Raw genomic sequence first — 9,860 nt, 5'->3', positions numbered from 1 at the left:
GACACCCCGACTCGCCACTACGCACACGTAGACTGCCCGGGCCACGCCGACTATGTTAAAAACATGATCACCGGTGCTGCGCAGATGGACGGCGCGATCCTGGTTGTTGCTGCGACTGACGGCCCGATGCCGCAGACTCGTGAGCACATCCTGCTGGGTCGTCAGGTAGGCGTTCCGTACATCATCGTGTTCCTGAACAAATGCGACATGGTTGATGACGAAGAGCTGCTGGAACTGGTAGAAATGGAAGTTCGTGAACTTCTGTCTCAGTACGATTTCCCGGGCGACGACACTCCGATCGTTCGTGGTTCTGCTCTGAAAGCGCTGGAAGGCGAAGCAGAGTGGGAAGCGAAAATTATCGAACTGGCTGGCTTCCTGGATTCTTACATCCCAGAACCAGAGCGTGCGATTGACAAGCCGTTCCTGCTGCCTATCGAAGACGTATTCTCCATCTCCGGTCGTGGTACCGTTGTTACCGGTCGTGTAGAGCGCGGTATCATCAAAGTTGGTGAAGAAGTTGAAATCGTTGGTATCAAAGAGACTGCTAAGTCTACCTGTACTGGCGTTGAAATGTTCCGCAAACTGCTGGACGAAGGCCGTGCTGGTGAGAACGTTGGTGTTCTGCTGCGTGGTATCAAACGTGAAGAAATCGAACGTGGTCAGGTACTGGCTAAGCCGGGCTCTATCAAGCCGCACACCAAGTTCGAATCTGAAGTGTACATTCTGTCCAAAGACGAAGGCGGCCGTCATACTCCGTTCTTCAAAGGCTACCGTCCGCAGTTCTACTTCCGTACTACTGACGTGACTGGTACCATCGAACTGCCAGAAGGCGTAGAGATGGTAATGCCGGGCGACAACATCAAAATGGTTGTTACCCTGATCCACCCAATCGCGATGGACGACGGTCTGCGTTTCGCAATCCGTGAAGGCGGCCGTACTGTTGGTGCAGGCGTTGTTGCTAAAGTAATGAGCTAATTATTGATTAATTAGCTTTGAGCTTAAAAAGGGCGCTTCGGCGCCCTTTTTGCTACCTGCAATTTAGTCGTAGTCATATTTATTCGCATTTTTTATTCATTCTCCCGCCGCGTAAATCGCGTTGTGCTATTGTAATCATAACTATTCTCATTTACACTTTGCGCAGAAATTGAACGGGAGCGATCATGTACGTTTGTTTGTGTAATGCGATAAGTGATAAAAAAATACGTCAGGCTGTTCGCCAGTTTCATCCTCAGTCTTTTCAGCAATTACGTAAATTTATTCCTGTTGGAAATCAATGCGGTAAGTGCATTCGTGCTGCCCGCGAAGTCATGCAGGATGAATTAACGCAAATGCCAGAATTTAAAGAGATCGCCTAAGTCACACTCTTTTTTTTGACATCCCTGTAGCCCCATCTACGCTCTAAGAGTGGAAGCGGAGGGACTATAAAATGAAAGGTGATGTTAAAATCATAAATTATCTCAATAAACTATTGGGAAATGAGCTTGTCGCGATCAACCAGTATTTTCTCCATGCTCGTATGTTTAAAAACTGGGGACTGACTCGCCTCAATGATGTTGAGTACCATGAATCTATCGATGAGATGAAACACGCTGATAAATATATCGAGCGTATTTTATTCTTAGAAGGGATCCCGAACTTGCAGGATCTTGGCAAGTTGGGTATTGGCGAAGACGTTGAAGAGATGCTGCAATCCGATCTTCGACTCGAACTCGATGGTGCTAAAGACTTACGTGAAGCCATTGCCTATGCCGATAGCGTTCATGATTATGTCAGCCGGGATATGATGATTGAGATCCTGACTGAAGAAGAAGGGCATATTGACTGGCTCGAAACCGAGCTGGACCTGATTGCAAAACTTGGCTTACAAAATTATCTGCAATCGCAAATTAAAGTCAGTGACTAACCGCCCTGTATCATACTTACCAGGCCAATAACAAAACCCGCAGCCGCCAGATATGGCCCAAATGGCAGCGGGTTTTTTAGTACCTGTTTCCCGTAACGGACGCAGGAAATCCCGGTGAGGCAACATGCCATACCCGCGGCAAGTAAAACCAAAAGTGGTAATGATTCCCAGCAATGCCATGCGCCTAGCGCGGCAAGAAATTTGACATCACCAAAGCCTAACCCTTCCTGTCGGCATATCAAACGATACCCCCAGTAGAACAAAGCAAATACCCCATAGCCCGCTACAGCACCCCAAAGCGCGTCGGATAACTGTGCAGGTCTGCAGCATTGATGATAAATAAGACCGCCCCACAAAAGAGGGCAGGTAAATTTGTCGGGCAGCAACCCGGTACGTAGGTCATGGACTAAGAGCAGCCCTGATAGCGAAACATAAATCAACAGAAAGGGGAGGTCGATGTACATGGGCAAGCCTTATCTGGTAAAGAGTTTACCTTCAGGTAAACCCGGCGGCCCTACAAGCCTGGGATATGGGTTATGGATGCTCTCTTCCACGGAAAACGCGTTGCACCACAGGACATACAATCAGAGTGGAAGGAGCGCCGCATTGGTGAACGAGTGATTAATTTATACGCGGCACTTGCTTAAGACTGAGATTTACGTATAATGCGCGGGCTTGTCTAATATTGACAGCGGTTCGATATGAGCCACCGGTACTGCGAAAGCAATACCAGACAATGTTCCCAATCGGGGAACTCTGTAAGAACGGTTACACTCTCCCATCAATCGTAATGGGTTTGAGGAGTAACTATTTCGTCTATAAAATAATTGGAGCTCTGGTCTCATGCAGAACCAAAGAATCCGTATCCGTTTGAAAGCGTTTGATCATCGTCTGATCGATCAATCAACCGCGGAAATCGTCGAGACTGCCAAGCGCACTGGTGCGCAGGTTCGTGGTCCGATCCCGCTGCCGACCCGCAAAGAGCGTTTCACCGTTCTGATCTCCCCGCACGTCAACAAAGACGCGCGTGATCAGTACGAGATCCGTACTCACAAGCGTCTGGTTGACATCGTTGAGCCAACTGAAAAAACCGTTGATGCTCTGATGCGTCTGGACCTGGCTGCCGGTGTAGACGTGCAGATCAGCCTGGGTTAATCAGGTCATCGAGCGATTGAGAGGTTGATACAATGATTGGTTTAGTCGGTAAAAAAGTGGGTATGACCCGCATCTTCACTGAAGATGGCGTATCTATCCCAGTAACCGTTATCGAAGTTGAAGCAAACCGCGTTACTCAGGTTAAAGATCTGGCTAACGATGGCTATCGCGCTGTTCAGGTTACCACCGGTGCTAAAAAAGCTAACCGCGTAACTAAGCCGGAAGCTGGCCACTTTGCTAAAGCTGGCGTAGAAGCTGGCCGCGGCCTGTGGGAATTCCGTCTGGCAGATGGTGAAGAATACACCGTTGGTCAGAACATTAGCGTTGAACTGTTTGCTGACGTTAAAAAAGTTGACGTAACCGGTACCTCTAAAGGTAAAGGTTTCGCTGGTACCGTTAAGCGCTGGAACTTCCGTACCCAGGACGCTACTCACGGTAACTCCTTGTCTCACCGCGTTCCGGGTTCTATCGGTCAGAACCAGACTCCGGGCAAAGTGTTCAAAGGCAAGAAAATGGCAGGTCAGCTGGGCAACGAACGTGTAACCGTTCAGAGCCTGGACGTAGTACGTGTTGACGCTGAGCGCAACCTGCTGCTGGTTAAAGGTGGTGTTCCGGGTGCGACCGGTTGCGACCTGATCGTTAAACCAGCTGTGAAGGCGTAAGGGGATAGCAATGGAATTAGTATTGAAAGACGCGCAGAGCGCGCTGACTGTTTCCGAAACTACCTTCGGTCGTGATTTCAACGAAGCGCTGGTTCACCAGGTTGTTGTTGCTTATGCAGCTGGTGCTCGTCAGGGTACTCGTGCTCAGAAGACTCGTGCTGAAGTAACTGGTTCAGGCAAAAAGCCGTGGCGCCAGAAAGGTACCGGCCGTGCGCGTTCAGGTTCTATCAAGAGCCCGATCTGGCGTTCAGGTGGCGTGACCTTCGCTGCTCGTCCACAGGACCACAGTCAAAAAGTTAACAAAAAGATGTACCGCGGCGCGCTGAAAAGCATTCTGTCCGAACTGGTACGTCAGGATCGTCTGATCGTTGTCGAATCATTCTCTGTAGAAGCGCCTAAAACTAAGCTGCTGGCACAGAAACTGAAAGACATGGCTCTGGAAGATGTGCTGATCATCACCGGTGAGCTGGACGAAAACCTGTTCCTGGCTGCGCGCAACCTGCACAAGGTTGACGTACGCGATGCAACTGGTATCGACCCGGTTAGCCTGATCGCCTTCGACAAAGTCGTAATGACTGCTGATGCTGTTAAGCAAGTTGAGGAGATGCTGGCATGATTCGTGAAGAACGTCTGCTGAAAGTGCTGCGCGCACCGCACGTTTCTGAAAAAGCGTCTACTGCGATGGAAAAAACTAACACCATCGTTCTCAAAGTTGCTAAAGACGCGACCAAAGCAGAAATCAAAGCTGCTGTGCAGAAACTGTTTGAAGTCGAAGTCGAAGTCGTTAACACCCTGGTAGTTAAAGGGAAAGTTAAACGTCACGGACAGCGTATCGGTCGTCGTAGCGACTGGAAAAAAGCTTACGTCACCCTGAAGGAAGGCCAGAATCTGGACTTCGTCGGCGGCGCTGAGTAAGTCGGAGGAGTAATACAATGGCAGTTGTTAAATGTAAACCGACATCTCCGGGTCGTCGCCACGTTGTTAAAGTGGTCAACCCAGAGCTGCACAAGGGCAAACCTTTTGCTCCGCTGGTTGAAAAAAACAGCAAATCCGGTGGTCGTAACAACAATGGCCGCATCACCACTCGTCACATCGGTGGTGGTCACAAGCAGGCTTATCGTATTGTTGACTTCAAACGCAACAAAGACGGTATCCCGGCAGTTGTTGAACGTCTTGAGTACGATCCGAACCGCTCCGCGAACATCGCGCTGGTTCTGTACAAAGACGGTGAACGCCGTTACATCCTGGCCCCTAAAGGCCTGAAAGCTGGCGACCAGATTCAATCTGGCGTTGATGCTGCAATCAAAGCAGGTAACACCCTGCCGATGCGCAATATCCCGGTTGGTTCTACCGTTCATAACGTAGAAATGAAACCAGGTAAAGGCGGTCAGCTGGCACGTTCCGCTGGTACTTACGTTCAGATCGTTGCTCGTGATGGTGCTTATGTCACCCTGCGTCTGCGTTCTGGTGAAATGCGTAAAGTCGAAGCAGACTGCCGTGCAACTCTGGGCGAAGTTGGCAATGCTGAGCATATGCTGCGCGTTCTGGGTAAAGCAGGTGCTGCACGCTGGCGTGGTGTTCGTCCTACCGTTCGCGGTACTGCGATGAACCCAGTCGATCACCCACATGGTGGTGGTGAAGGTCGTAACTTTGGTAAGCACCCGGTAACTCCGTGGGGCGTTCAGACCAAAGGTAAGAAGACCCGCAGCAACAAGCGTACTGATAAATTCATCGTACGTCGCCGTAGCAAATAATTTTAGAGGATAAGCCATGCCACGTTCTCTCAAGAAAGGTCCTTTTATTGACCTGCACTTGCTGAAGAAGGTAGAGAAAGCGGTGGAAAGCGGAGACAAGAAGCCCCTGCGCACTTGGTCCCGTCGTTCAACGATCTTTCCTAACATGATCGGTTTGACCATCGCTGTCCATAATGGTCGTCAGCACGTTCCGGTATTTGTTTCCGACGAAATGGTCGGTCACAAACTGGGTGAATTCGCACCGACTCGTACTTATCGCGGCCACGCTGCTGATAAAAAAGCGAAGAAGAAATAAGGTAGGAGGAAGAGATGGAAACTTTAGCTCAACATCGCCATGCTCGTTCTTCTGCTCAGAAGGTTCGCCTTGTTGCAGACCTGATTCGCGGTAAGAAAGTGTCGCAGGCTCTGGATATTCTGACCTACACCAATAAGAAAGCGGCTGTACTGGTTAAGAAAGTCCTGGAATCTGCCATTGCTAACGCTGAACACAACGATGGCGCTGACATTGACGATCTGAAAGTTACGAAAATTTTCGTAGACGAAGGCCCGAGCATGAAGCGCATTATGCCGCGTGCAAAAGGTCGTGCAGATCGCATCCTGAAGCGCACCAGCCACATTACTGTGGTTGTGTCCGATCGCTGAGACTCTGGAGACTAGCAATGGGTCAGAAAGTACATCCTAATGGTATTCGCCTGGGTATTGTAAAACCATGGAACTCAACCTGGTTTGCGAACACCAAAGAATTCGCTGACAACCTGGACAGCGATTTTAAAGTACGTCAGTACCTGACTAAGGAACTGGCGAAAGCGTCTGTATCTCGTATCGTTATCGAGCGTCCGGCTAAGAGCATCCGTGTGACCATTCACACCGCTCGCCCGGGTATCGTTATCGGTAAGAAAGGCGAAGACGTAGAAAAACTGCGCAAAGTCGTAGCGGATATTGCTGGCGTTCCTGCTCAGATCAATATCGCCGAAGTGCGTAAGCCTGAACTGGACGCAAAATTGGTTGCTGACAGCATCACTTCTCAGCTGGAACGTCGTGTTATGTTCCGTCGTGCTATGAAGCGTGCTGTACAGAACGCAATGCGTCTGGGCGCTAAAGGTATCAAAGTTGAAGTTAGCGGCCGTCTGGGCGGCGCGGAAATCGCACGTACCGAATGGTACCGCGAAGGTCGCGTACCTCTGCACACTCTGCGTGCTGACATCGACTACAACACCTCTGAAGCGCACACCACTTACGGTGTAATCGGCGTTAAAGTGTGGATCTTCAAAGGCGAGATCCTGGGTGGTATGGCTGCTGTTGAACAACCGGAAAAACCGGCTGCGCAACCTAAAAAGCAGCAGCGTAAAGGCCGTAAATAAGGAGCGTCGCTGATGTTACAACCAAAGCGTACAAAATTCCGTAAAATGCACAAAGGCCGTAACCGCGGTCTGGCTGCTGGCGCGGATGTTAGCTTCGGCAGCTTCGGTCTGAAAGCTGTTGGCCGTGGTCGTCTGACTGCCCGTCAGATCGAAGCAGCACGTCGTGCTATGACCCGTGCAGTTAAGCGTCAAGGTAAGATCTGGATCCGTGTATTCCCGGACAAACCGATCACTGAAAAGCCGCTGGCAGTGCGTATGGGTAAAGGTAAAGGTAACGTGGAGTATTGGGTTGCCTTGATTCAGCCGGGTAAAGTCCTGTATGAAATGGACGGCGTACCGGAAGAGCTGGCCCGTGAAGCATTCAAGCTGGCAGCAGCGAAACTGCCGATTAAAACCACCTTTGTAACTAAGACGGTGATGTAATGAAAGCAAAAGAGCTGCGTGAGAAGAGTGTTGAAGAGCTGAACACCGAGCTGCTGAATCTGCTGCGTGAGCAGTTCAACCTGCGTATGCAGGCTGCAAGTGGCCAGCTGCAACAGTCTCACCTGTTGAAGCAAGTGCGTCGTGACGTCGCACGCGTTAAGACTTTACTGACTGAGAAGGCGGGTGCGTAATGACCGATAAAATCCGTACTCTGCAAGGTCGCGTTGTTAGCGATAAAATGGAGAAATCCATCGTTGTTGCTATCGAACGTTTTGTGAAACACCCGATCTACGGTAAATTCATTAAGCGTACGACCAAACTGCACGTACATGACGAGAACAACGAATGCGGTACTGGTGACGTGGTTGAAATCCGCGAATGCCGTCCGCTGTCCAAGACTAAGTCCTGGACGCTGGTTCGCGTTGTAGAGAAAGCCGTTCTGTAATACAGTAGGCATTCTCAACGAATAAACGGCTCAGCGATGAGCCGTTTATTTTTTCTACCCATATCGTTGAAGCGGTGTTATAATGCCGCGCCCCCGATATGGGGCTTTTTTAACGACCTGATTTTCGGGTCTCAGTAGTAGTTGACATTAGCGGAGCACTAAAATGATCCAAGAACAGACTATGCTGAACGTCGCCGACAACTCCGGTGCACGTCGCGTAATGTGTATCAAGGTTCTGGGTGGCTCGCACCGTCGCTACGCAGGCGTCGGCGATATCATCAAGATCACCATCAAGGAAGCAATTCCGCGTGGTAAGGTCAAAAAAGGTGATGTGCTGAAGGCGGTAGTGGTGCGCACCAAGAAGGGTGTTCGTCGCCCGGACGGTTCTGTCATTCGCTTCGATGGTAATGCATGCGTTATTTTAAACAATAACAGCGAGCAACCTATCGGTACGCGTATTTTTGGGCCGGTAACTCGTGAACTTCGTAACGAGAAGTTCATGAAAATTATCTCTCTGGCACCAGAAGTACTCTAAGGAGCGAATCATGGCAGCGAAGATCCGTCGTGATGACGAAGTTATCGTGTTAACCGGTAAAGATAAAGGTAAACGCGGTAAAGTTAAGAATGTCCTGTCTTCCGGCAAGGTCATTGTTGAAGGTATCAACCTGGTTAAGAAACATCAGAAGCCGGTTCCGGCCCTGAACCAACCAGGCGGCATCGTAGAGAAAGAAGCAGCTATTCAGATCTCTAACCTTGCTATCTTCAACGCGGCAACCGGCAAGGCTGACCGTGTAGGCTTTAGATTCGAAGACGGCAAAAAAGTCCGTTTCTTTAAATCTAACAGCGAAACTATCAAGTAATTTGGAGTAGTACGATGGCGAAACTGCATGATTACTACAAAGACGAAGTAGTCGCTAAACTCATGACTGAGTTTAACTACAATTCTGTCATGCAAGTCCCTCGGGTCGAGAAGATCACCCTGAACATGGGTGTTGGTGAAGCGATCGCTGACAAGAAACTGCTGGATAACGCAGCAGCTGACCTGACAGCAATCTCCGGTCAAAAACCGCTGATCACCAAAGCACGCAAATCAGTTGCAGGCTTCAAAATCCGTCAGGGCTATCCGATCGGCTGTAAAGTAACTCTGCGTGGCGAACGCATGTGGGAGTTCTTTGAGCGCCTGATCACTATTGCTGTTCCACGTATCCGTGACTTCCGTGGCTTGTCCGCTAAGTCTTTTGACGGTCGTGGTAACTACAGCATGGGTGTCCGTGAGCAGATCATCTTCCCAGAAATCGACTACGATAAAGTCGACCGCGTGCGTGGTTTGGATATTACCATTACCACTACTGCGAAATCTGATGAAGAAGGCCGTGCTCTGCTGGCTGCCTTTGACTTCCCGTTCCGCAAGTAAGGTAGGGTTACTGAATGGCTAAGCAATCAATGAAAGCACGCGAAGTAAAGCGCGTAGCTTTAGCTGATAAGTACTTCGCAAAACGCGCTGAACTGAAAGCTATTATCTCTGATGTGAACGCGACCGACGAAGATCGTTGGAACGCAGTTCTCAAGCTGCAGTCTCTGCCGCGTGATTCCAGCCCGTCCCGTCAGCGTAACCGCTGCCGTCAAACAGGTCGTCCGCATGGCTATGTGGGCAAGTTCGGGTTGAGCCGTATCAAACTGCGTGAAGCCGCCATGCGCGGTGAAGTACCAGGCTTGAAAAAGGCTAGCTGGTAATTACCAATTGAATCACGGGAGTAAAGACAGATGAGCATGCAAGATCCGATCGCGGATATGCTGACCCGTATCCGTAACGGTCAGGCCGCGAATAAAGCTGCGGTCACCATGCCTTCCTCCAAGCTGAAAGTGGCAATTGCCAACGTGCTGAAGGAAGAAGGTTTTATTGAAGATTTTAAAGTTGAAGGCGACACCAAGCCGGAACTGGAACTTACTCTCAAGTATTTCCAGGGTAAAGCTGTTGTAGAAAGCATTCAGCGTGTCAGTCGCCCAGGTCTGCGCATTTATAAGCGTAAAGACGAGCTGCCGAAAGTTATGGCTGGCATGGGTATCGCAGTTGTTTCTACCTCTAAAGGTGTTATGACTGATCGTGCAGCGCGCCAGGCTGGTCTTGGTGGCGAAATTATCTGCTACGTAGCCTAA

The 9,860-nt window shown here is 49.9% G+C and carries 20 protein-coding genes; 19 read left to right on the top strand and 1 reads right to left on the bottom strand.

Annotated features, from left to right (window positions below):
- The 3 genes from tuf to bfr all read left to right on the top strand — a co-directional run.
- On the top strand, positions 1–975 hold a 975-nt coding region (gene tuf / locus OGY10_RS01605; protein ID WP_286575998.1), incomplete at its 5' end, for an elongation factor Tu.
- A 185-nt stretch (positions 976–1,160) separates the two neighbouring features.
- On the top strand, positions 1,161–1,355 hold the full coding sequence (gene bfd / locus OGY10_RS01600; RefSeq protein ID WP_003031111.1) for a bacterioferritin-associated ferredoxin: 195 nt from the start codon (positions 1,161–1,163) through the stop codon (positions 1,353–1,355).
- Between the two features lie 71 nt (positions 1,356–1,426).
- A complete protein-coding gene (bfr, locus tag OGY10_RS01595; RefSeq protein ID WP_003827773.1) occupies positions 1,427–1,903 on the top strand; it encodes a bacterioferritin in 477 nt (158 codons plus the stop codon).
- On the opposite strand, the gene OGY10_RS01590 is transcribed toward bfr, so the two are convergent.
- The gene (locus tag OGY10_RS01590) at positions 1,900–2,367 is read right to left on the bottom strand and encodes a prepilin peptidase (protein WP_057067314.1); all 468 of its coding nucleotides are present in this window, start codon (positions 2,365–2,367) and stop codon (positions 1,900–1,902) included. The two genes, bfr and OGY10_RS01590, sit on opposite strands and share 4 nt — an antisense overlap.
- 379 nt (positions 2,368–2,746) lie before the next feature.
- Between OGY10_RS01590 and rpsJ the strand changes: the two genes are divergently transcribed.
- From rpsJ to rpsH, 16 genes are all read left to right on the top strand, one after another.
- Entirely contained in the window at positions 2,747–3,058 is a 312-nt protein-coding gene (gene rpsJ, locus OGY10_RS01585; protein WP_001181005.1) for a 30S ribosomal protein S10, read from the top strand.
- A 32-nt stretch (positions 3,059–3,090) separates the two neighbouring features.
- Complete coding sequence (gene rplC / locus OGY10_RS01580; protein ID WP_003031117.1) at positions 3,091–3,720, top strand: 50S ribosomal protein L3; 630 nt, start codon at positions 3,091–3,093, stop codon at positions 3,718–3,720.
- 10 nt (positions 3,721–3,730) lie between these two features.
- On the top strand, positions 3,731–4,336 hold the full coding sequence (gene rplD / locus OGY10_RS01575; RefSeq protein ID WP_003031119.1) for a 50S ribosomal protein L4: 606 nt from the start codon (positions 3,731–3,733) through the stop codon (positions 4,334–4,336).
- Entirely contained in the window at positions 4,333–4,635 is a 303-nt protein-coding gene (rplW, locus tag OGY10_RS01570) for a 50S ribosomal protein L23 (RefSeq protein ID WP_000617546.1), read from the top strand. Before rplD ends, rplW begins: the two co-directional genes overlap by 4 nt.
- 17 nt (positions 4,636–4,652) lie before the next feature.
- A complete protein-coding gene (rplB, locus tag OGY10_RS01565; protein ID WP_000301869.1) occupies positions 4,653–5,474 on the top strand; it encodes a 50S ribosomal protein L2 in 822 nt (273 codons plus the stop codon).
- A 16-nt stretch (positions 5,475–5,490) separates the two neighbouring features.
- Positions 5,491–5,769 carry a 30S ribosomal protein S19 gene (rpsS, locus tag OGY10_RS01560; RefSeq protein WP_001138115.1) on the top strand — a complete coding sequence of 93 codons (279 nt, stop codon included), beginning with the start codon at positions 5,491–5,493 and terminating at the stop codon, positions 5,767–5,769.
- Positions 5,770–5,783: 14 nt separating this feature from the next.
- On the top strand, positions 5,784–6,116 hold the full coding sequence (gene rplV, locus OGY10_RS01555; protein WP_000448832.1) for a 50S ribosomal protein L22: 333 nt from the start codon (positions 5,784–5,786) through the stop codon (positions 6,114–6,116).
- Positions 6,117–6,133: 17 nt separating this feature from the next.
- Positions 6,134–6,835 carry a 30S ribosomal protein S3 gene (gene rpsC, locus OGY10_RS01550; protein ID WP_000529945.1) on the top strand — a complete coding sequence of 234 codons (702 nt, stop codon included), beginning with the start codon at positions 6,134–6,136 and terminating at the stop codon, positions 6,833–6,835.
- 12 nt (positions 6,836–6,847) lie between these two features.
- Positions 6,848–7,258, top strand: a complete 411-nt coding sequence (gene rplP, locus OGY10_RS01545; RefSeq protein WP_000941208.1) for a 50S ribosomal protein L16 — start codon at positions 6,848–6,850, stop codon at positions 7,256–7,258.
- Positions 7,258–7,449 (top strand): 50S ribosomal protein L29, encoded by a 192-nt coding sequence (rpmC, locus tag OGY10_RS01540; protein WP_000644742.1) that lies wholly within the window; start codon positions 7,258–7,260, stop codon positions 7,447–7,449. Before rplP ends, rpmC begins: the two co-directional genes overlap by 1 nt.
- Entirely contained in the window at positions 7,449–7,703 is a 255-nt protein-coding gene (gene rpsQ, locus OGY10_RS01535; protein ID WP_003031120.1) for a 30S ribosomal protein S17, read from the top strand. The genes rpmC and rpsQ overlap by 1 nt, the downstream gene beginning before the upstream one ends.
- 163 nt (positions 7,704–7,866) lie before the next feature.
- Positions 7,867–8,238 carry a 50S ribosomal protein L14 gene (rplN, locus tag OGY10_RS01530; RefSeq protein ID WP_000613954.1) on the top strand — a complete coding sequence of 124 codons (372 nt, stop codon included), beginning with the start codon at positions 7,867–7,869 and terminating at the stop codon, positions 8,236–8,238.
- A gap of 10 nt (positions 8,239–8,248) precedes the next feature.
- Positions 8,249–8,563: a 50S ribosomal protein L24 gene (rplX, locus tag OGY10_RS01525; RefSeq protein WP_003031122.1), complete on the top strand. Its 315-nt coding sequence runs from the start codon at positions 8,249–8,251 to the stop codon at positions 8,561–8,563.
- 14 nt (positions 8,564–8,577) lie between these two features.
- The gene (rplE, locus tag OGY10_RS01520) at positions 8,578–9,117 is read left to right on the top strand and encodes a 50S ribosomal protein L5 (protein ID WP_003031123.1); all 540 of its coding nucleotides are present in this window, start codon (positions 8,578–8,580) and stop codon (positions 9,115–9,117) included.
- Positions 9,118–9,131: 14 nt separating this feature from the next.
- The gene (gene rpsN / locus OGY10_RS01515; RefSeq protein WP_003031125.1) at positions 9,132–9,437 is read left to right on the top strand and encodes a 30S ribosomal protein S14; all 306 of its coding nucleotides are present in this window, start codon (positions 9,132–9,134) and stop codon (positions 9,435–9,437) included.
- A gap of 30 nt (positions 9,438–9,467) precedes the next feature.
- Positions 9,468–9,860, top strand: a complete 393-nt coding sequence (gene rpsH, locus OGY10_RS01510) for a 30S ribosomal protein S8 (protein ID WP_003031127.1) — start codon at positions 9,468–9,470, stop codon at positions 9,858–9,860.

The sequence above is a fragment of the Citrobacter sp. Cpo148 genome (genome assembly GCF_030332375.1).
Lineage (GTDB): Bacteria > Pseudomonadota > Gammaproteobacteria > Enterobacterales > Enterobacteriaceae > Citrobacter > Citrobacter portucalensis.
Note: the sequence above shows the minus strand (reverse complement) of the source record. Positions and strands in the feature narration are given on the sequence as shown.